The organism is Erwinia sp. AnSW2-5 (genome assembly GCF_045107195.1).
Taxonomy (GTDB): domain Bacteria; phylum Pseudomonadota; class Gammaproteobacteria; order Enterobacterales; family Enterobacteriaceae; genus Erwinia.
Map to the genome: position 1 here is coordinate 107,758 of NZ_JBJGXA010000005.1, position 20,133 is coordinate 127,890.

At 57.5% G+C, this 20,133-nt stretch carries 19 protein-coding genes; 5 read left to right on the forward strand and 14 right to left on the reverse strand.

Annotation, left to right across the window (positions count from 1 at the left end):
• Positions 1-20: 20 nt before the first annotated feature.
• From ACFL9S_RS05035 to ACFL9S_RS05100, 14 genes are all read right to left on the reverse strand, one after another.
• Positions 21-647, reverse strand: a complete 627-nt coding sequence (locus ACFL9S_RS05035; protein ID WP_405260644.1) for a serine protease — start codon at positions 645-647, stop codon at positions 21-23.
• Positions 648-1,478: 831 nt separating this feature from the next.
• Entirely contained in the window at positions 1,479-2,504 is a 1,026-nt protein-coding gene (locus ACFL9S_RS05040) for a HoxN/HupN/NixA family nickel/cobalt transporter (protein WP_405260646.1), read from the reverse strand.
• A 27-nt stretch (positions 2,505-2,531) separates the two neighbouring features.
• Complete coding sequence (gene hypF / locus ACFL9S_RS05045; protein WP_405260648.1) at positions 2,532-4,823, reverse strand: carbamoyltransferase HypF; 2,292 nt, start codon at positions 4,821-4,823, stop codon at positions 2,532-2,534.
• 69 nt (positions 4,824-4,892) lie between these two features.
• Entirely contained in the window at positions 4,893-7,064 is a 2,172-nt protein-coding gene (fdhF, locus tag ACFL9S_RS05050; RefSeq protein ID WP_405260650.1) for a formate dehydrogenase subunit alpha, read from the reverse strand.
• 23 nt (positions 7,065-7,087) lie between these two features.
• On the reverse strand, positions 7,088-7,633 hold the full coding sequence (gene hydN, locus ACFL9S_RS05055) for an electron transport protein HydN (protein ID WP_405260652.1): 546 nt from the start codon (positions 7,631-7,633) through the stop codon (positions 7,088-7,090).
• Between the two features lie 329 nt (positions 7,634-7,962).
• A complete protein-coding gene (gene hycI / locus ACFL9S_RS05060; protein ID WP_405260654.1) occupies positions 7,963-8,448 on the reverse strand; it encodes a hydrogenase maturation peptidase HycI in 486 nt (161 codons plus the stop codon).
• Positions 8,441-8,920 carry a formate hydrogenlyase maturation protein HycH gene (gene hycH / locus ACFL9S_RS05065; RefSeq protein WP_405261062.1) on the reverse strand — a complete coding sequence of 160 codons (480 nt, stop codon included), beginning with the start codon at positions 8,918-8,920 and terminating at the stop codon, positions 8,441-8,443. The genes hycI and hycH overlap by 8 nt, the downstream gene beginning before the upstream one ends.
• The gene (locus ACFL9S_RS05070) at positions 8,920-9,717 is read right to left on the reverse strand and encodes an NADH-quinone oxidoreductase subunit B family protein (RefSeq protein ID WP_405260656.1); all 798 of its coding nucleotides are present in this window, start codon (positions 9,715-9,717) and stop codon (positions 8,920-8,922) included. The genes hycH and ACFL9S_RS05070 overlap by 1 nt, the downstream gene beginning before the upstream one ends.
• The gene (locus tag ACFL9S_RS05075; RefSeq protein ID WP_405260657.1) at positions 9,714-10,271 is read right to left on the reverse strand and encodes a formate hydrogenlyase complex iron-sulfur subunit; all 558 of its coding nucleotides are present in this window, start codon (positions 10,269-10,271) and stop codon (positions 9,714-9,716) included. Before ACFL9S_RS05075 ends, ACFL9S_RS05070 begins: the two co-directional genes overlap by 4 nt.
• 15 nt (positions 10,272-10,286) lie before the next feature.
• Positions 10,287-12,011, reverse strand: coding sequence for an NADH-quinone oxidoreductase subunit C (locus tag ACFL9S_RS05080; RefSeq protein ID WP_405260659.1), 1,725 nt, complete (start codon positions 12,009-12,011; stop codon positions 10,287-10,289).
• Between the two features lie 44 nt (positions 12,012-12,055).
• Complete coding sequence (locus ACFL9S_RS05085; RefSeq protein ID WP_405260661.1) at positions 12,056-13,009, reverse strand: respiratory chain complex I subunit 1 family protein; 954 nt, start codon at positions 13,007-13,009, stop codon at positions 12,056-12,058.
• Between the two features lie 10 nt (positions 13,010-13,019).
• Positions 13,020-14,927 (reverse strand): proton-conducting transporter membrane subunit, encoded by a 1,908-nt coding sequence (locus ACFL9S_RS05090; protein WP_405260663.1) that lies wholly within the window; start codon positions 14,925-14,927, stop codon positions 13,020-13,022.
• Positions 14,927-15,535 (reverse strand): 4Fe-4S dicluster domain-containing protein, encoded by a 609-nt coding sequence (locus ACFL9S_RS05095; protein ID WP_405261063.1) that lies wholly within the window; start codon positions 15,533-15,535, stop codon positions 14,927-14,929. The genes ACFL9S_RS05090 and ACFL9S_RS05095 overlap by 1 nt, the downstream gene beginning before the upstream one ends.
• Before the next feature lie 174 nt (positions 15,536-15,709).
• Positions 15,710-16,177, reverse strand: a complete 468-nt coding sequence (locus tag ACFL9S_RS05100; protein ID WP_405260665.1) for a formate hydrogenlyase regulator HycA — start codon at positions 16,175-16,177, stop codon at positions 15,710-15,712.
• A gap of 326 nt (positions 16,178-16,503) precedes the next feature.
• On the opposite strand from ACFL9S_RS05100, the gene hypA reads away from it, so the two are divergent.
• Genes hypA through hypE form a run of 5 tightly spaced genes read left to right on the forward strand, consistent with a single transcriptional unit; the run spans position 16,504 to position 20,128 of the window.
• Positions 16,504-16,848 carry a hydrogenase maturation nickel metallochaperone HypA gene (gene hypA, locus ACFL9S_RS05105; protein WP_405260667.1) on the forward strand — a complete coding sequence of 115 codons (345 nt, stop codon included), beginning with the start codon at positions 16,504-16,506 and terminating at the stop codon, positions 16,846-16,848.
• Positions 16,849-16,876: 28 nt separating this feature from the next.
• Positions 16,877-17,674, forward strand: coding sequence for a hydrogenase nickel incorporation protein HypB (gene hypB, locus ACFL9S_RS05110; RefSeq protein WP_405260669.1), 798 nt, complete (start codon positions 16,877-16,879; stop codon positions 17,672-17,674).
• Positions 17,665-17,949, forward strand: coding sequence for a HypC/HybG/HupF family hydrogenase formation chaperone (locus ACFL9S_RS05115; protein WP_405260671.1), 285 nt, complete (start codon positions 17,665-17,667; stop codon positions 17,947-17,949). Before hypB ends, ACFL9S_RS05115 begins: the two co-directional genes overlap by 10 nt.
• Complete coding sequence (gene hypD, locus ACFL9S_RS05120; RefSeq protein ID WP_405260673.1) at positions 17,949-19,109, forward strand: hydrogenase formation protein HypD; 1,161 nt, start codon at positions 17,949-17,951, stop codon at positions 19,107-19,109. Before ACFL9S_RS05115 ends, hypD begins: the two co-directional genes overlap by 1 nt.
• Entirely contained in the window at positions 19,106-20,128 is a 1,023-nt protein-coding gene (gene hypE / locus ACFL9S_RS05125; RefSeq protein WP_405260675.1) for a hydrogenase expression/formation protein HypE, read from the forward strand. The genes hypD and hypE overlap by 4 nt, the downstream gene beginning before the upstream one ends.
• Positions 20,129-20,133: the final 5 nt, after the last annotated feature.

Genomic DNA, 20,133 nt, shown 5'->3' on the forward strand with positions numbered 1-20,133 from the left:
TTCATTCTCATTCGTTGTTATTACGATGTTGATTTGCTCAGCCACTCTTTAAAATCCTTATACGGGATATACAACGAAACATCCTTAAGAGGAACTGGAGATTTACGCGGTCTTTTTATTTCGTTAGTGAAGCCAATAATTACGCCACCAATGGTGTCATCACTATTATAAACCGCACCGCCCGACATACCTTTTACTACGCCAGCATTGGATGCCATCGCCACGCAAGGTCGTTTATTCCATTCATTACGGATCCCCGTCAGGGCCAGATTAACACCTGATGATTCAACCGGCATGGCAGAAATAAAGCTGTAACCGTACATTTTCACGGATTCGCCAATGGCGCCGTCGCGAAATTTCGGCAGCGATTTCATGTCGTTTTTATGGTAGATGATCGCCAGATCGCAGTAGGGATGATAGGCCTTCACTTTCTGCACAGAAAGCTTTGCCACATGCGCTGCAGTCAGGCTGTACTCAGGGGTGATGGGGATACTGGTGCCCAGCGCGCCGATACCGAGAATGGTCGGAATGCCGGTGAAGTTCATATCTACGCGTTTCATAGCTTCGCTGCTGTAGTCATATTTGCCTACAGAGCAGCCGGTCAGCATGAGCAATGCCAACGCCGGCAGGGTGTTTTTAATTTTCATAATGATCACATTTTGTCGGACACGTCAGTAAAATCCCTGGTGAGGAGTAATGACGTGTAATGCCGATGCTGAGTGTTACTCAGCGTGTTTTTTTAGGAGCTTTCACTCCTGTTTTACTGCTAACAACAAAAAGAAAACGAAATTTTTATGTTTTACGTTAAACGTCTATTTATAATATATATTTAACTATCTATTTATGTGGCGCTCTTCTGCCTGGGTGAATTCTACACAAACTTATAAGTTGATCAAATTAATATCGCAGCCTTAACCTTAAAAGGCCGGATAATCCAGAATTAACCCAACCTGCTGTATAAATTAACTGACTATTTGGTGTTTGTTCTCCTGTATCCTCGGGTGATAGGCGTTATGACAGCATAAAATAATGCAAAACAGTTTCAGGTTGGTATTTGAAACTAAAAAAAACAAAAAAGCTGGAGTCACGGACTAGTGTTCACGCGTAGATACGGAGTTTTCGGGTTGGCGCCAGGCCTGGCGCGGTCTGAGCGGTTCAATAAATAAGGGGGGCGCCATGCAGTAACTTGCTGTTATTACGATTAATTCATTTTTTTGTGAATGAATAAAAAATGCGCTAAATGATAAGTATTTATCCTTTGATTCAATCGGGTGACTGTTAAGTCTTTTAGGTGTAATGAAGGTGATGTTTGAGAGGGCGAACAAACAGGCCGAGTCCTTGTTGCCTGATACGGCAATGCCGTCTGTCGTCTCGGCTGAGGAAGATAAAGTGAAATGAGAGGATCCACTGTGAGGTGGACCGTCATTGCTGCTGAAGTGAGTCGCAAACATCTCAACGCGATACACAATGGGCGATGTTTAATCTAAAAGCCGGTCATAGTTTTTAAGGCGGTAATTCAGGGATGAGACGCCCCAAAACACAATGAAAATCGCCACGGCCGCGTAGCCTACGCTGCTCATGTGGCTGTTCAATCGCTCAACAACGTGCCATATCCCCCCGTGCAAATTCAGCTTGTCCGCCATCAGCCCCAGCGCTTCCAGTCCGCCGATAAACAGGGCGATAAACACGCTGGATGCGGTAATGGTCATGTTGTAATACAGCTTGCGAACCGGTTTATCAAACGCCCAGCCGTATGCGCCGACCATGACAACATTGTCGAGTGAGTCGATCAGCGCCATGCCGCTGGCGAACAGCGCCGGGAAAATCAAAATAGTCCAGACGGACATCCCGGAAGACGCGCCCGCCGCAGAAATACCCAGCAGACCGATTTCCGTGGCGGTATCAAACCCCAGCCCGAACAAAAAACCCACCAGATACATCTGCCAGCTCTTATTCACCAGATTAAACGCGAAGCTGAAAATACGGCTCATGACACCGCCCTGAACCTGATTCAGCTCTTCTTTATCTGTAAAAGTCTTCCCCTGTTTCACCTTCTGAAAACGGCGATAGACATCCCGCAGGATCAGCGCATTGAGCAGCGCCATTATCAGTAAAAATAGCGCAGAAACCAGCGTGCCGATGGTGCTGCCATAACCATGCAGCCAGCCAATTTTATTGCCGAAAACCAGCGATGTGGCTGCAATCGCCACGCAGGCCAGCACCACAATGCTGGAGTGCCCGAGAGAGAAAAACATCCCAACCGCCACCGGTCGCTGACCCTGCTGCATCAGCTTACGGGTCACGTTATCGATAGCCGCAATATGATCCGCATCGACCGCATGCCGCAGGCCATAGCCGTAAGCCAGCAACGCTGCGGCCATCAGCGCGGCATGATGGCGAAACGCCACCAGTGCCCAGCCCCAGGCCAGTAAGTTGACGGCCAGCAGTCCAGGCAGCAGCCAGCAAGCGCTGCGGTGTGTATGAAAGAAAGCGCGATTAATCATAGATATCCTGTTTTATTTCACTGAAAGTTATACGGTCGCGGCGGTTTGCCGTCGGGCGCAGGCGATGACCGCCTGACCGAGTGCCAGTCCGCCGTCGCCAGCGGGAATGCTGTGCGGCATCAGCACATGAAGGGGAGCCAGGTGCTGGTGTAAGCGCTGACGAAGTAACCGGTTATGCAACACGCCGCCGCCTAATGCGACGGTGCGAATGCCCGTTTGTGCGGCGTGATAATGCGCGAGGGCGGCAAACCCCTGCGCCAGCGCATCATGAAACGCGAAGGCCCTTGCCGCAGGCGCCGCTTGCCAGTTCAGCCATTGCTGCCAGAACGTGGCTAAATCCAAAAAGTGGCCATTCGCCGTATGTAAAAGAGGGATCGAAATCGGATGTGCTTCGCTCTGCGCCTGATGAGCCAACGCTTCCAGACGGCAGGCAGCTTCGCCCTCCCAGCTCAGCGTATCGGGTGCGCAGCCCAGCGCCGCTGCCACGGCGTCAAATAAGCGCCCGCAAGAAGAGGCCAGCGGTGAATTAATCCGCGCGGTGATGGCTTTCGATAAAGACGGCCACGGATGAGCAGATAATACCCGGGCGTCGGGGTATGTTTGCCAGTTCGGTACAAATGCCAGCCACTGAGCCAAAAGATTGCGCCAGGGCTGTTGCGATGCACGATCGCCTCCCGCTAAAGCAACGGCGGGTAAGCCTCCGATAGGCTCACAGTGCAGATAATTAACCTGTAAACATTCGCCGCCCCACAGCGCATCCCCGGCGCCATACCCGAGACCGTCGAGAGCCAGCCCGATAACCGAATTGCCATCCAGCGGCCACTGATGTTCCGCCAGACAGGCGGCAATATGCGCATGGTGATGAAGCACGTCAACCACCCGTATACCGTAGCTTTCAGCCTGAACGTGGCTGACATAAGCGGGGTGCGCATCGCGGGCAATCGCCACCGGCGTGCATTCATAAAGCTGCTGAAAATGTTCAATGGCCTGTTGCTGCTGCCGGGCGATATCGCCGTCAGCCAGTGAACCGAAATGTGCGCTGAGAATGGCCTGATTGCCGCGCACCATGCAGAACGTATTTTTGAGATCGCCGCCCAGTGCCAGCAGCGGCGGCTGGGTGTCGAAACCGGCGGGCAGGGGCAGAACGTCGGGCACAAAACCCCGCGCACGGCGTAAAACTTCGGTGCCCTGCGGTGTCACACGCACCAGTGAATCATCGGCGCGCTGAACAATGTCGCGGTTATGCAACAGCCAGACGTCGGCAATGTTGTCGAGCTGATGCAGTGCGTCGTCATTGTTCAGGACCGGCGCGCGCCCCGCCGCATTACCCGACGTCATCACCAGCGGCGTGCCGCAGGCCTGCATCAGCAAATGATGTAACGGCGTAAACGGCAGCATCAGCCCGACTTCGTCCAGATCCGGTGCCACCGCCGCGCACAAAGGCGACGTGGCGCTTTTTGCCGTCAGCACAATCGGCGCAGCAGGGGAGCTGAGCATTTCGCGTAACGCAAACTGCGGGCTGCCGTCGCCGCACTGCGCCAGCCAGCTGACATCCGGCAGCATCACCGCCAGCGGTTTTGACGGGCGATGTTTGCGTTCCCGCAGCCGCATCACTGCGCGCTGTTGCGTGGCATCGCACGCCAGATGAAAACCGCCAAGCCCTTTAATCGCGACAATTTCACCCGCCTGCAAGGCGGCCACGGCGAAGTCCAGCGCCGCACTTCCCTGCGCCAGCGTTGCGCCGTTATGCCGTGTGGCGCGGACTTGCGGCCCGCAGTTCGGGCAGGCGACCGGTTGCGCATGAAAGCGCCGGTCGGCGGGGTTTTGATATTCCTGCTGACATTGCGGGCACAGCGGAAATTCCGCCATGCTGGTAGAAGGGCGGTCGTAAGGCATCGCGCGGATAAGGGTGAATCTCGGGCCGCAGTGCGTACAGTTGGTGAAGGCATAGCCGAAACGGCGGTCACCGGGGCGGGTTATTTCCTTCAGACACGCCGGGCAGGTCGCTGCGTCGGGCGCCACCTGCGTACTCATCTGCTGACGACGGCTGTTGGTAATGGCGAAATTTTGTGGGGGAGTGTGCCAGTCGAAACGCGCAATGCTGACGCTGTCGATGCGAGCGAGCGGCGGACATTCGCGTTTCACCTGTGCGATAAACGCGTCGATATCAACCGGCTGAAAAAGTCTGATTTCCACGCCCGCGCTGTCATTACACACTTCGCCGCGCAGGTGCATCCGCTTCGCCAGTTGCCAGATAAATGGCCGAAAACCGACGCCCTGAACCTTGCCGCAGAGACGGATCACGTGAGAATAAAACATACAGCCTCCTGGTCTTTCGGGAAATCTGGCCGTGCGGCTTCCCCGGATAAGAGGGGAAGCCGCTGAAAACTAAATTTCCACTACCGGGATCACGTCTTCAACGGCACTGCGCAGGCGCGCTTTCATGTCGCTGTAGGTTTGCTGTGCGTAGTTCTCCGCCCAGCGCTGGTCGGCAATCTGCTCAACGTTAACGGCGCAGTATTTGGTTTCCGGCGTTTTGGAAATCGGATCCAGATTTTCCTGCGTCAGTTCGTTACAGGCACCAATCCACCACTGATAGGTCATGTACACCGCGCCGATATTGATACGTTCATTGAAGTTGGCGCGGGAAATGACTTTGCCACGACGCGAGGCGACCCAGACCAGTTGCTGGTCGCGGATACCCAGCGCTTCAGCGTCCTGCGGGTGCATCTGCACGAAGCCCGGTTCGTCGGCCAGCGTTTGCAGGGCAGCACAGTTGCCGGTCATTGAACGGCAGGAATAGTGGCCGACTTCGCGGACGGTACACAGCACCAGCGGATAGCTGTCATCCGGGACTTCTGCTGGTGCGCGCCACGGAGCGGCAAACAGCTGGCCTTTACCGGTTGGCGTATCAAAGCGATTGTCCGCATAAAGGTACGGCGTCCCAGGGCTTTCGAGGGTGGTACAAGGCCACTGAATGTGCCCGAGTTCGCCCATTTTTTCGTAGGTGGCGCCATAGAACAGCGGGCAAAGCTCACGCATTTCGTCCCAGATTTCCTGGTTATCGTTGTAATGCATCGGATAACCCAGCTCTGTCGCCAGCAGGCTGATGATTTCCCAGTCGCGTTTAACGTTGTATTTCGGCTCAATGGCTTTCTCAAAACGCTGGAAGCCGCGGTCGGCACAAGAGAAGACGCCGCCGTGTTCGCCCCAGGACGTGGCAGGCAAAATGACGTCGGCCTGTTCTGCCGTTTTGGTCATGAAGATGTCCTGCACCACCACGAAGTCCAGCGCCTCGAAGCCTTTACGGACCAGGCTTAAATCAGCTTCGGTCTGAAGCGGATCTTCGCCCATGATGTAATAGGCTTTCACATGGCCTTCAATCGCCAGATGGGGGATTTCGGTGATGCGGTGGCCGATTTCGGCGTCCATCTGGTGAACATCAATGCCCCACGCATCGGCAAATTTTGCCCGTACTTTGGCGTCGGTAACCGACTGATAGCCGGGGAATTCATTCGGCAGAACGCCCATGTCGCAGGCACCCTGCACATTATTCTGTCCGCGTACCGGCCCGACGCCGACGTTGGCGCGGCCCAGGTTCCCGGTCAGCAATGCCAGCCCGGCCAGCCCTTTCACCACGTCCACGGCCTGACCAAACTGCGTCACGCCCATGCCCCACATAATGGTGGCAGAAGGGGCGGCGGCGTAAGTGCGCATCGCCTGACGGATTTGTTGTGCGGAAACGCCGGTCTGTTCGGCGACCGCTTCCGGTGAATAATCGGCAACGTTTCTGCGGTATTCCTCGAAGCCTTCGGTGTATTTCGCCACGTAGTCGTGGTCATACAGATTTTCTTCGATCAGCACATGGGCGAACGCATTGACCAGCGCCATGTTGCAGCCGTTTTTGATTTGCAGATGCTGATCGGCAATGCGCGCGGTTTCGATACGGCGCGGGTCACAGACGATAATCTGTGCGCCTTTTTCTTTGGCTTTGATCACGCGGCGCGCGACGATCGGGTGGGAATCGGCGCAGTTATAGCCGATCACCAGCAGGCATTTTGAATTCTCAATATCGCTGATGGAGTTACTCATCGCACCGTTGCCCAGCGTCGCCTGCAAACCGGCGACGGAGGGACCGTGACACACGCGGGCGCAGCAGTCGACGTTGTTGGTGCCGATAACCGCGCGGGCGAATTTCTGCATCACATAGTTGGTTTCGTTGCCAGTACCGCGGGAAGAACCGGTGTGCATGATGGCGCGCGGGCCGTGTTTTTGTTTGATTTCTTTCAGGCGCTGCGCGGTATAGCGGATCGCCTCATCCCAGCTGACCGCTTCAAATTTTCCGCCCTTCTGGCGGCGGATCATGGGCTGTGTCAGGCGCGGGGTCAGCAGTTTGGTGTCGTTCAGGAAATCCCAGCCGTAATAGCCTTTCAGACAGAGTTCGCCCTGATTGGTCACGCCGTTGGCAGCTTCGGCGCGAATGATTTTTCCGTTATCCACAACCAGATTCAATTTACATCCGGCCCCGCAATACGGGCAGACAGTGGTGACTTTTTTCATGTGATGACTTCCTCTATCCGGGGTTAAAACAGCAGGGGAGATGTGCTGTCGAGCGCAGCGCGGCGGCGTTTTTCTGCGTTCATGGCCTGTAAGTGATTACGATCGATGGCGTAAAGCGCGTTGGTCGGGCAGATTGCCATGCAGGCCGGGCCTTCTGCGCGGGTGTGGCACAGGTCGCATTTATGCGCTTCCGCTTTGTCCGACGTGGCAACCATCGCTGCGCCGTTCTGGCGGAAAATCGGTTTGGTGACCACTTCCATCGCGCCATACGGGCAGGCGACGACGCAGGTTTTGCAGCCGATACAGCGTTCCTGCATCACCTGAACGTGGTCGCCGGTGCGCAGGATCGCGCCATTCGGGCAGACGTTGGCGCAAGGTGCGTCTTCGCACTGGCGGCACATCACTGGCGTACTGAGATTCACACCTTTAATGACGTGCAGGCGCGGGGCGAAAGTGGCGGCATTCAGCAGCGAGATGTCCTGAGAATCGCTGTGCGCCATGACGCAGGCAATTTCACAGGTACGGCAGCCGATGCACTTTTTAGGGTCGGCGATGATGAACCGGTTCATGTCTACTCTCCAAATCCCCGTCGTCCCTGGCACCGCAGGTGCGTTGGCTGCGTTCACTCGCCCGAATCACTGACGCATGTCAGCTCATCGGGACTCCTTCGCTTGCCGCCTGCCTGCAATGCCAGTGCCTTAGGGAATTTCTGTGTACTTAAATTGAAGTGGTTAAACGTTTTCATCTACTGCTATACATAAACCATGCCAGTTCTGCGGGAGGGTTTATCTTGCGGTAATTCAATCTGTTACCGTTTTTTTAGCCTGGCGGTGTCGACGCGTGTCACTGACGACATCTCTGCTTCGTCACCGCATCGACAGTTATGTCGATAGCGCGATCAGGCGGTTTCCGCCTGAAACGGCGCGATAACAGTGCCCTGTTCCAGCGTCGGTAACAGCTGATGCAGGCGGCCAACGGCCTGTTCCACGGCGTCGCTCATCGGGTAATAAAATGCGACGACGTCCGGCTGAATGCCGACAAACGTGATCTGCGGGATATCCTCACGCAACTGCTGCATGAGAAACGTCAGCGGCAAATTGTGGGTGGTCATCATGAACATGTCGCCGATGTCGCTTTCTTCGAGAATGCGCATCTCGCCGGGCGCAAGGCCCATGTCGGTGGCGTCCACAATCACCAGATGCGTCGGGCGCAGCTCGCGTAAATAGCCGATGTCGTTTTCCGGTGCGGCACCGCCGTCAACCACCGTCCAGCCGCTGAGCGGCTGTTCCGCGCACAGTTCTGCCAGCCGGGGTCCGGCGCCGTCATCGCCCATCATGCTGTTGCCCACGCACAGCAGCGCGTAGCGGGAAGCGGAATCAGGCATCGTATCTCCTGACCATCAGGTACATCGCAGGGTCGTTTTCGATTTGTCCCAGCAGGGCGATAAGCTGGTCGCTCCAGCTCTGCTGTTCTTCATTCATTTGCGGGCGCGCAGCGCGCAGCGCCAGCGCCAGTAAATGGGTGTGGCTGCTGTCGATATTGATTTCGCCAAACCGCTGCACGCCCGCCAGTTTACGGTACGCTTCGCCCTGTTCGGGCAGGCAGCTGACCCATTGCTGGTAGCCGGTGAGCGGGCATTCGAGGCGGGATTTCAGGCAGTCGATCACCCCGAGGTGGTGGCCGATGGCCAGGCTGTAATACATCACTTCCTGCACTTTCTGCGCGTTGCGCTTTTGCGCACGTTTCTCGTCGACAAATTTGCTGCTCAGCGAGTAAAAAATCACGGTGTTCTTTTCGGCCCGATGGCCGGAAAAAGGCTGATGCTGCGCGTAGCGCTGGTCGTTTCCTGATGTCATCACAAACGCACCTCCCCGCGCAGAACCTGCTGATAAATCCGTTGCAGGTTGCCGACAATTTCAGTGAGACGCAGATCGCCGCGTTCGCGGAGGTAGGTTGAAACGCGCTGCTCCACCGGTTGCAGGCCGGGTGCGGCCACGATAGTCATAAACTCATCGGCAATCTGGCGGCCATAACGGTAACCGGCCATGCGGCGCGCTTCGCGGTCGAGTAACACGCGCAGCGGCTGCGGCAGATCCGGGTGCAATAATTCTGCCGGAACCGCAGCGGCTTCATCGTGCTGCTGGCCGTTGATTTTCTGATCCAGCAAACCGAGCGCCATCGCGAAGCCGTAGATGGTGGCCGCCGGTGTTGGCGGGCAGCCCGGAATATACACGTCGACCGGCACGATTTTGTCGGTGCCGCCCCAGACGCAGTACAGGTCGTGGAAAATGCCGCCGCTGTTGCCGCAGGCACCGTAAGAAATGCAGATTTTCGGATCCGGTGCGGAATCCCAGGCGCGCAGCGCGGGCATGCGCATGGCGCGGGTGACCGCGCCGGTGAACAGCAGAATGTCGGCGTGGCGCGGTGACGGCACGACTTTGATGCCAAAACGCTCGGCGTCGAACAGCGGTGAAATCGCCGCGAAAATCTCAATTTCGCAGCCGTTACAGCCGCCGCAGTCCACGCGGTAAACGTAGGCAGAGCGGCGGATGCTGTGCAACAGGGTGGATTTCAGCTTTGCGATGCTCTCGTCAAGCGTGACGGGCACCGGCAGGCCATTTTCGTCACGCGGTGCAATCGGGTTATGACTCATGAGCGGGCCTCCGTGGTCATATGGCGGCCGAGATCGATACGGTCGGTGGAAGACAGGCTGTGCATTTTTTTGCACGACGGGCAGGTTTCGTACTGGACGCGGCGATCGGCGATTTGCCGGTCGCTCAGCGCCGCGCTTTCCTGTAACAGGCTAAGCGCGAAGTCGATTTCCTTTTGCACGGCGTAAGGTTTGCCGCATTCACGACAATGGCAGACAGGGAAATCCGCCGTTTCGTACAGATCTTCTTTGTGCCATACCGCCAGTTCGAATTCCTGCGACAGCTTGATGGCCGCCGTCGGGCAGACTTCCTCGCAGCGGGCACAGAAAATACAGCGGCCTAAAAACAGCTGCCAGCGCAGGGTTTCGCCGTCTTCCGCCGTCGTCATGGTCAGCGCGTTAGACGGGCAGGCGTTAGCGCAGGCACCGCAGGCAATACACTGCTGTGCGGTGTACTGCGGCTTGCCGCGAAAATTCGGCGCCAGATCCAGCGGCGTAAACGGATAGCCCACGGTGGCTGTGCCCGTTTTCAGCACTTTTTTAATCAGTTTCAGCATGATGTAAGCGATTCCTTAGAGCGGCGAATTTTTGCGTTCGATGCCGTAACGTTCGATCTCTTTGTAAGGGACGATGATGGTCGTTTTCTTACGCACATCGACCACGGTCATGCGGTCGGTGCAGGAATAACAAGGATCGAGGCTGCCGATGATCAGCGGTGCGTCAGACACCGTATTGCCGCGCAGCATGTAGCGCAGCGTCGGCCAGTTGGCGTACGTGGCCGCCCGGCAGCGCCAGCGGAACAGCTTCTGGTTATCGCCGGTCATGCTCCAGTGGATGTCATCGCCGCGCGGGGCTTCGGCAAAACCGAGGGCAAAGCGGTGCGGAATATAGGTAAACCCTTCTACCGCCAGCGGGCCGCCCGGCAGGCTTTGCAGGCCAAATTCAATCATATTCAGGGCGTTGTAGACTTCGTGAATGCGAACTTTCAGACGGGAATAGACGTCGTTGCCGGTTTCGCTGCAAATTTCAAACGGCAGTTTGGCGTAACCGGCATAAGGATGATCCTGACGCATATCGCGGCGGTGGCCGCTGCCGCGCACCATCGGGCCGACGTTACTGAAATCACGCGCCACCTGCGGGTCCAGAATGCCAACGCCGACGCTGCGCTGTTCGGTATTCGGTGTGCTGAGCAGAATATCCACCAGCTCACCCAGGTCACGGCGCATACTGCCCGCCAGCGCAATGGTCTGGATCATGTCGTCTTTTAAGATGTCGCGACGCATCCCGCCGATCAGGTTCATGCCGTAGGTTTTGCGTGCGCCGGTGAGGATTTCGGCCATCTTCATCGACTGTTCGCGGATGCGGAAAAACTGCATAAAGCCGGAGTCAAAACCAACGAAATGGCAGGCCAGCCCGAGGTTCAGTAAATGGCTGTGCAGGCGTTCCACTTCCAGCAGCACCGAGCGGATCATCTGTGCGCGTTCCGGCACCACAATCCCCATCGCATTTTCCACTGACGAGGTATACGCCACGCTGTGGGTAAAGCCGCAGATGCCGCACACGCGGTCGGAAAGGAACGTCACTTCGTTATAACCCATGCGGGTTTCGGCCAGTTTTTCCATGCCCCGGTGGACGTAAAACAGGCGGTAGTCGGCGTCGATAATGTCTTCGCCATCGACAAACAGACGAAAATGCCCGGGTTCGTCAGACGTGACGTGCAGCGGGCCAATCGGCACAATTTTGCTGCCTTCTTTGGCTTCAGAAATAAACGGATAGGTTTCGTCGTCGGTGGTCGGTGCCGGGCGCTGACGGTAATCCATCGAATCTTTGCGCAGCGGGTATAAATCATCCGGCCAGTCATCCGGCAGCACCAGACGACGCTCGTCCGGCAACCCGACCGGGCGCAAACCGTACATATCACGGACTTCGCGTTCGCCCCAGACTGCGGCGGGTACGCGCGGCGTGACGGACGGAAATTCCAGCGAAACCGGATCCACTTCGGCACGCACGGTGATCCAGCACTTCACGCCTTTTTCCATCGACAGCACGTAATACAGCGCGTAGTTGCCGCACAGCGTGCGTTCGTCATTGCCGAATAACACCGAAAGCCAGCCGCCCTGCTGGTAATACAACCACTCGACCACGTCCGGCAGTGCGTTCAGCTTGATGGTCACCGTCGCCTGCGTATCGGTCTGCCATTCGCTGCCTAAGATGGCCGCCGGGAACTGTTTCGCCAGTGCGGCAAGATAATGTTTGCCGACCGGGTGTTGATTTAATGCGTTATTGAACTCACTCATTGCAAAGCCTCTTCCCGCCGTGGCGGGATAAGAAAAATGTCAGGTCAGCCTGCGACCAGCCAGGACACCAGCGCCAGAAATGCCAGCCCGAAGCCCGCCCATGTGGTGCGGGACGTTTTAAGAAAACGCAGACGGGCAACGCTGTTCTCGATCAGCGCCACCAGAAAAACGGCGATCAGCAGTTTCACCAGGCTCAGCACCCCGGCAATCAGCAATGCCACCGGCGTGAGGTGTGCCACCTGTCCGAACGGGAAGAACAGGCCGAGAAACAGCTGCAACACCACCAGCTGTTTCAGGCTGATGCCGATTTTCAGTACGCCCAGCGCGGCACCGGAATATTCGGTCAGCGGGCCTTCCTGCAATTCCTGCTCGGCTTCGGCCATATCAAACGGCAATTTGCCCATTTCGATATAGGTGGCAAACGCACAGGCCAGACCAGCCAGCATGAGCGTCAGGGAAGACGACACCGGCCAGTGCAGCACGCGGGTAGAGATCGCACCCAGCGAGGTGGAACCCGCCACCAGCGCGGCGACCCACAGGCCGAGCAACAGAATCGGTTCGACCAGCACGCCTAACACCGCTTCACGGCTGGCACCAAGGCCGGTGAACGTGCTGCCGGTATCCAGCCCGGCGATGGCGAACACAAAGCGCACCACGGCAAACAGATAAATCACGGTGATCAGGTCGCCCGCCGCGCCCATTGGCGAAGCCAGCGTGACCACCGGCAGGGCGGTGGCGATAACCAGCAACCCACCGGTCAGCAGATACGGCATGCTGCGAAATGCCGGACCGGACGCCGCCGGTGCTACGCTCTGGCGTGTGAGTAATTTGGCGATATCACGGTATTCCTGTAATACCCCCGGCCCGCGGCGGTTGTGCATCCGGGCGCGCATCACGCGGCTGAATCCGGCAAACAGCGGTGCCACCGCCAGCAGCGCGACGGCCTGAATCAGCGCCAGCGGCCACAGAGAACTGTTCAGCAAAAAGGGATAATTCATAGTCAGTTCCTCAGGCAAAAGCCACGACCAGCAACACGGCCAGTTCGATGAAAGCCAGGCGACGGCAGAAAGCCCCGAGCCTGCCCTGATGCAGCGTGCTCACCAGTCTGTCGGGCATGACGTGCTGGCGCAGGCGGTACAGCGAGCCGAACATCACGCGCAGAGGCTGGGTAAAACCGGTCGCGGTGACCACCATGTCAGCGGAATGCCCGTAACCACAGGCCCAGGCCTCGCCGCGCAGCCGGTTTGGCATGCGCGCACCGCGCAGAACGGCGGCAATAATCCACGGCAGCAGCGGCATCCCTAAAAGCAAGATCGCCACCATCGGTGCGGAAACGGCGGAGGTGGTGGAGAATACCGCGCCATGCTGCGCTGCCTGGAGAACCGGAGTGTTCAGAACGGAAGCGGCAACGGCGGCGAAGTGCGCAATACTCCACGGCGAGGCAACACCGAAGACGATGCACAACAGCGCCAGCAAAACGCTGCTCAGCGTCATCGCCAGCGGCGCGGGCGTGGCATCTTCAGCCGCCTTGCTGCGTGGCGCGCCAAGGAACGTCACGCCGAACACTTTCGCCACACACATCAGCGCCAGCGCCCCGGTAAGTGCCAGACCGACCGCCAGCAGCGGGCCGAGCAGACGTGCAATAAACAGCGGCGCAGCGCTCAGCTGGAACAGTGACTGATACAGCAGCCATTCGCTGGCAAAGCCGTTAAGCGGCGGCAGCGCGGCCATCGACATCAGCGCGATCAGCATAGCCACTGCGGTCCACGGCATCAGACGGGCGATACCGCCGAGCTTTTCCATATCCTTTATGCCGGTCTGCATTTCAATTTCACCGGCACCGAGGAACAGCGCGGTTTTAAACAGGCCGTGATTGAACAGATGGAATAATCCGGCCAGCAACGCCAGCGCCGCCAGTTCCGGTAGATCCAGCGCCACACCGGTCATCGCGCCGCCGACGCCAAGCAGAATAATCCCGACGTTTTCCAGCGTGTGATAGGCCAGCAGGCGGCGGATATCGTGTTCCATCAGTGCATACAGCCCGCCGATAAACGCGGTCAGGATTGCCAGCACCAGCACCAGCAGGCCCCACCAGAGTGGCGGTGCGCCGAGCACATCCAGACCGACTTTTACGATGCCAACAATGCCGATTTTCATCAGCACGGAAGAGAACAGCGCTGCGGCATGCGCCGGTGCGCTGGCATGCGACTGCGGCACCCAGGCGTGCAGCGGAATAACCCCGGCGTAAAGCCCGAAGCCCGCCAGCGCCAGCAGAAAGGCCAGTGATTTGGTCCCCGCCGGGAAGGCCGTGTGGCGCAGAACGTCAAAATCCACACTGCCGCTGACGTGATGTAAAACCGTGAACGCCAGAATCAGGCAAACCGTGCCGAGGCGGCCGGATAAAAACTGATTCAGGCCTGCGCGGCGGCTTTTCACATCGTCGGGTTGTACGATCAGGAAGTAGGCGCACAGCGCGGCCAGTTCCATCATCATCAGCAGCTCAATGGCGTTATGCGCAACCGCCGCCGCCGTCAGCGCCGCCATCAGGACATTGCACAACAAGCCGGTGCGGCCACGTTGGCGTGAGGTTGTCCCCGCCAGCCACGCGCAGGCGTACAGGCTGCTGAACAGCGCTGCAACTGACATCGCCAGCAATAACAATCCGTTCAGCGGGCTGAATTCTGCGGTGAAAGGCAGCACGGGCAATGCCGCTGTCGGCACCGCGCCGCCGGGGTGAACGGTCTCAACGGCGGCGACGATGACGGCCGCAGAAGCCAGCATGCCGCCCAGCCCGGAAAGCAGGCTGCTGAGCCGCGCGGCGGCAGAAAATACCCAGCCAGCCACGCCGCTCACCAGCCAGATAAGCAGCGCCAGCGCCAGCAACGCAGCGGGTTCTAAAGCAAACAAAGCCGTCATTATTTGGCCCCCGCATCAGGCGTGGTGAAGGTGGAATAACCGGCAGGGAATGCGTTCATCGCATTCAGGCGTTTTTGCTGGCTGCTGTGCTCGGCCAGACTGGCGGTCACCAGCGTGATGGCCTGCGTTGGGCAGGTTTTGATGCACGCCGGTCCGTCCGGGCTGAAGCTGCATAAATCGCATTTCACCGCCACGGCGCGTAATCCGGGCACGCAATCGAGGAACGGGCTGACGGCGCGCGGCGCACGCGGGGCGGGCAGCGCTTTGGCGGTATGGCAGTCGCGCGGAATATCCAGCGGCGTGCTGCCGGAAAAGGTGATGGCGCCAAACGGGCAGGCAATCCCGCACAGTTTGCAGCTCACGCACAGGCTTTCGTTGAGATGAATGGCCTCGTCCTGACGGGTGATGGCATTGACCGGGCACACCTGGGCGCACGGGGCATCTTCACACTGGTGACACATGACCGGCGCGGAATCGAGCCGGTTGCGCATCACCTGCAAACGGGGCGCAGACTGCAAGCCGTGCAGCTGATGTTCCTGCGAACAGCTGGCCATACAGGTGTTGCAGCCGATACACAGTTTCGGATCGGCGATCACATATTGATTCATGGCGGCGACGCGACTCATGAAGTCTCCTTTCCATTTCGTCAAAGGTGACGAAATCGGCACGTAAATTGACATTTCGACACTTATGTCGGCATTGATCCCCGTAAAAAACGGTAATCAAGCGACGCGGAACCTATTTCCGTCAGACCGGCGTAATACGGTCTGCCTGAATATGAATCAGGCGTGGCTGAGTAATTTTTCTAATTGCGCCTGAATAGGTTGATTGCTGTGCAGAGAGTCGTAAATACACTGATAAATAGCGGAGATCTTATTTAAATAATGTTCCAGTACGGCGTTTTTATCGTGGATATCCACGGTGCCGTCGATCTTGCCTTCTTCGCTCAGCGTGGCGTGGGCAAAGGTGGTGAAAACAGGTTCTTCACTGTTGTGCGCCATGTTCAGGCTGTACACGATGTCCTGACTGTAAAAGTCATCGCTCAGATAGATGCTGACGGTGAAATAGTTGAACAGCGTGAAGCGAATACCCTGATCTTCACTACAGGAGAATTCGTGATTAATCTTTTTATTTGAATGTGTTACTGCCTGAGTCAGGCTGTTCTGGTAAGTGCGCCACTGTGATTTCAGGCGACTATTTTTGCTGGCAATATAGTCGGCCTTCGTGGTCAGTTCGCTGAGAGTGCTCATGTCATACCCTGTTATTGTGTTGTGCGTGAGTGTCATTTTTCATCGCCCCGTGACGACAAAAAAATGGCGCATAACCTTCTAGGGGCATAAAGCGTGCCAGGTGCGATATTTATTTTATTAATGATTTAAATCAGTCTGTTGTCAGGGTTTCTGCCCCTAAGGGGCTGAGGGCAGGCGAATCAATGCGGTGTCGATGACATCTTATTTCGACAGTTATGACGCACAGGTTCCGTCACCGGGGAACGCCGGTGTTTTAATTAGTCTGATGAACTCTGGCATTAATATTGCAAAAGCCCTGTTATCTGACTCCATCGCGAGGGGGGATCATGCACGAAATAACGTTGTGCCAGAATGCCGTGGAAATAATGCAGGAATTTGGCCGGAAAAATAATGCGCGGAGAATTACTGCGGTGTGGATGGAAATTGGGGCTTTTTCCTGCGTTGAGCCGGAAGCGCTGCAATTTTGTTTTGAGCTGGTTTGCCGGGAAACACTGGCCGAAGGCTGTGTGCTGTATCTCGATACGCCCACGGCGCAAAGCAGGTGCCACGATTGCCAGAAAGCTATCCGTCTGTTCCGCCCCGACGTGCTGCTGTGCCCGGAATGCGGCGGCCGCAATGTGCGGGTGATCGCTGACGACGGCATGAAAATCAAACGTATTGAAATCGAATAACGGGTGCCCGTCACCTGGGGAGAAAACTATGTGCAGTACCTGCGGTTGTGCCAGCGGCGAGCTTCGGATTGAAGGCGTCAGCTGCGAACATTCTCACCACGACCATTCTCACCACGAACATTCTCATCCACACGAACACGAACATGGCCATGCGCACGGTGTGCCGTTTGCGCCGCGTCGGCTGGTGGATATCGAAATGGATGTGCTGGCGAAGAATAATCATATCGCCGCGCATAACCGCGAGCATTTTGCGCAGGCTGCCATTCTGGTGCTGAATCTGGTGTCCAGCCCCGGTTCCGGCAAAACGACGCTGCTGACCAGCACGCTGACCCGTCTCGCGCCCAATGTCGACTGCGCGGTGGTGGAAGGCGATCAGCAAACCACTCACGATGCTGACCGTATCCGGGCGACCGGCGTTCCGGCGATTCAGATCAATACCGGCAAAGGTTGCCATCTTGATGCGCAGATGGTGCATGACGCCGTTCATCAGCTGTCGCCGAACAATAACAGCCTGCTGTTTATCGAAAACGTCGGCAATCTGGTGTGCCCGGCCAGTTTTGATCTCGGCGAACGGCACAAAGTGGCGGTGCTTTCCGTTACCGAAGGCGAAGACAAACCGCTGAAATATCCGCATATGTTCGCGGCCTCGCGCCTGATGATCCTTAATAAAATCGACCTGCTGCCGTACGTCAGTTTTGACGTCGAAACCTGCATCGCCAATGCGCGACAGGTGAACCCGGAGATTGACGTGATCTGCCTTTCGGCCACCACTGGCGAAGGCATGGACGCGTGGCTGGCGTGGCTGGAGCAGCAGCGATGTGCATAGGCATTCCGGGGCAGATCGTTGCACTGCATGAGCAACAGCCCGATCACGCCTGGGCGGAAGTCTGCGGCCTGCGGCGTGAGGTGAATATCGCACTGGTCTGTGAGGGCATGAACGAACGCGAACAGCTGATTGGCGGCTGGGTATTGATTCACGTCGGGTTTGCGCTGAGCCGTCTTGACGAGCACGAAGCGCAGGAAACGCTGGCGGCGCTGCATGCGATGGAAGAAGTGGAAGCCGACGTCGCGATGTTCCTCGGCGCGGGGGAGGCGAGATAATGCGTTTTGTCGATGAATTCCGCGACCCGAAACTGGCGAAAACGCTGATTGAACGCCTGCATAAACGGGCTGCCCAGCTGCCGTATAGCGCTGAAAAACCGATGCAGATTATGGAAGTCTGCGGCGGTCATACGCACGCTATTTTCAAATTTGGTCTGGATAAACTGCTGCCCCCGCAGCTGGAGTTTATCCACGGTCCCGGTTGCCCGGTGTGCGTGTTGCCAATGGGCCGGATTGACGCCTGCTGCGAAATTGCGGCGCATCCTGAGGTGATTTTTTGCACCTTTGGCGATGCGCTGCGGGTGCCGGGAAAACAGGGTTCGTTGCTGAACGCGCGCGAACGCGGCGCGGATGTGCGGGTGGTGTATTCACCGCTCGATGCGCTGAAACTGGCGCGGGAAAATCCGCAGCGACAGGTGGTGTTTTTCGCACTCGGTTTTGAAACTACGCTGCCGGTAACGGCGGTCACGCTGCAACAGGCGCGGCGTGAAGGGCTGACCCATTTCAGCGTCTTTTGCCAGCACATCAGCCTGATCCCGACGTTGCGCAGTTTGTTGCAACAAGACGATGTGCGCATCGACGCCTTTCTCGCGCCCGGCCACGTCAGCATGGTGATCGGCACCGCCCCGTACCATTTCATTCCTACGCAATTCGGCAAACCGCTGGTGATCAGCGGGTTTGAACCGCTGGATATGCTGCAAAGCGTTTTAATGCTGGTGGAACAAGTTTGCGAGGCATCGTGTAAAACCGAAAACCAGTACCGACGCATCGTGCCGGAAGCGGGGAATGTGCTGGCTCAAAACGCCATCCGCGAAGTCTTTCAGCTTTCCGGCAGCAGCGAATGGCGCGGGCTGGGGCTGATCGCGGCATCGGGGATTTCCCTGACGGAAACCTATTCGGCCTTTGACGCCGAACGCCGTTTCAGCCCGCAGGCACACTCGGTGGCCGATGATCCGCGTTCGCGCTGCGGCGAAGTGCTGACAGGGCGCTGCAAGCCGCATGAATGCCCGTTGTTTGGCACCGGCTGCACCCCGCATAACGCGTTTGGCGCGCTGATGGTCTCCTCTGAAGGGGCCTGCGCCGCCTGGTATCAGTATCGGCATCAGGAAAATGCCCCCGCACAGGAACAGCACGAGATGAAACAGAGGGTGGCAGGATGAGCGAGCGCAATGACGTTGTGACGATGGCGCACGGCAGCGGTGGCCGCGCGATGCAGCAGTTGATTGAACGGATGTTTCTCCGCGTGTTTGATAATCCGTGGCTCAACGAACGTGAAGACGGCGCGCGGTTATCGCTGGCCGCGCTGAGCCAGCAGGGCGATCGTCTGGCTTTCACCACCGACAGCTATGTCATTGATCCGATTTTCTTTCCCGGCGGCAATATCGGCAAGCTGGCCGTGTGCGGTACGGCAAACGATTTGTCCGTCAGCGGCGCGACACCGGCATATCTCTCCTGCGGATTCATTCTGGAAGAAGGGTTGCCGATGGACGATTTGCAGAAAATTGTCAGCCTGATGGCGCAAACCGCGCGCGACGCCGGGATCGCGATTGTCACCGGCGACACCAAAGTCGTGCAGCGCGGCGCAGCCGACAAGATTTTTATTAATACCGCCGGGATCGGCGTGATCCCCGGCGATGTGGCGTGGGGCGCGGGGCACATTCAGTGCGGAGACAAAGTGATCGTCAGCGGCACGCTGGGGGATCACGGCGCCACAATACTCAATCTTCGCGAGCAGCTGGGTATGGATCTCGGTATCCAGAGCGATTGCGCCGTACTGGCACCGATGGTGGCGCCGCTGCGCGCCGTTTCCGGCGTTCACGCCCTGCGCGATGCGACGCGCGGCGGGGTCAACGCGATTTTGCATGAGTTCAGCGAGGCCAGCGGTTTCGGCATTTCGGTGGATGAAAATGCGCTGCCAGTCAAACCCGCTGTGCGGGGCATTTGCGAACTGCTGGGGCTGGAACCGCTGAATTTTGCCAACGAAGGCAAGCTGGTGGCGGTGGTGTCTGCACAGGCGGAAGACACCGTACTGAAATTGTTGCGAAGCCATCCGCTGGGCGCCGATGCGGTGACGATCGGCGACGTCACTGAAAATCCGCAGGTTTGCCTGCGCGGCGCGCTGGGCGTTTCCCGACAAATGATGCTGCCACATACCGAACCCTTACCCCGCATTTGTTGATTTCA

Excerpts from the sequence above, each read along its gene's own strand:
- ACFL9S_RS05085 (WP_405260661.1), bottom strand. The coding sequence starts at position 13,009 with ATGAATTATCCCTTTTTGCTGAACAGTTCTCTGTGGCCGCTGGCGCTG.
- hydN (WP_405260652.1), bottom strand. The coding sequence starts at position 7,633 with ATGAACCGGTTCATCATCGCCGACCCTAAAAAGTGCATCGGCTGCCGT.
- ACFL9S_RS05100 (WP_405260665.1), bottom strand. The coding sequence starts at position 16,177 with ATGAGCACTCTCAGCGAACTGACCACGAAGGCCGACTATATTGCCAGC.
- ACFL9S_RS05035 (WP_405260644.1), bottom strand. The coding sequence starts at position 647 with ATGAAAATTAAAAACACCCTGCCGGCGTTGGCATTGCTCATGCTGACC.
- ACFL9S_RS05095 (WP_405261063.1), bottom strand. The coding sequence starts at position 15,535 with ATGAATCAATATGTGATCGCCGATCCGAAACTGTGTATCGGCTGCAAC.
- fdhF (WP_405260650.1), bottom strand. The coding sequence starts at position 7,064 with ATGAAAAAAGTCACCACTGTCTGCCCGTATTGCGGGGCCGGATGTAAA.
- ACFL9S_RS05115 (WP_405260671.1), top strand. The coding sequence starts at position 17,665 with ATGTGCATAGGCATTCCGGGGCAGATCGTTGCACTGCATGAGCAACAG.
- hypF (WP_405260648.1), bottom strand. The coding sequence starts at position 4,823 with ATGTTTTATTCTCACGTGATCCGTCTCTGCGGCAAGGTTCAGGGCGTC.
- ACFL9S_RS05040 (WP_405260646.1), bottom strand. The coding sequence starts at position 2,504 with ATGATTAATCGCGCTTTCTTTCATACACACCGCAGCGCTTGCTGGCTG.
- hypE (WP_405260675.1), top strand. The coding sequence starts at position 19,106 with ATGAGCGAGCGCAATGACGTTGTGACGATGGCGCACGGCAGCGGTGGC.
- hycI (WP_405260654.1), bottom strand. The coding sequence starts at position 8,448 with ATGCCTGATTCCGCTTCCCGCTACGCGCTGCTGTGCGTGGGCAACAGC.
- hypD (WP_405260673.1), top strand. The coding sequence starts at position 17,949 with ATGCGTTTTGTCGATGAATTCCGCGACCCGAAACTGGCGAAAACGCTG.
- ACFL9S_RS05075 (WP_405260657.1), bottom strand. The coding sequence starts at position 10,271 with ATGCTGAAACTGATTAAAAAAGTGCTGAAAACGGGCACAGCCACCGTG.
- ACFL9S_RS05080 (WP_405260659.1), bottom strand. The coding sequence starts at position 12,011 with ATGAGTGAGTTCAATAACGCATTAAATCAACACCCGGTCGGCAAACAT.
- ACFL9S_RS05070 (WP_405260656.1), bottom strand. The coding sequence starts at position 9,717 with ATGAGTCATAACCCGATTGCACCGCGTGACGAAAATGGCCTGCCGGTG.
- hypA (WP_405260667.1), top strand. The coding sequence starts at position 16,504 with ATGCACGAAATAACGTTGTGCCAGAATGCCGTGGAAATAATGCAGGAA.
- hypB (WP_405260669.1), top strand. The coding sequence starts at position 16,877 with ATGTGCAGTACCTGCGGTTGTGCCAGCGGCGAGCTTCGGATTGAAGGC.
- hycH (WP_405261062.1), bottom strand. The coding sequence starts at position 8,920 with ATGACATCAGGAAACGACCAGCGCTACGCGCAGCATCAGCCTTTTTCC.
- ACFL9S_RS05090 (WP_405260663.1), bottom strand. The coding sequence starts at position 14,927 with ATGACGGCTTTGTTTGCTTTAGAACCCGCTGCGTTGCTGGCGCTGGCG.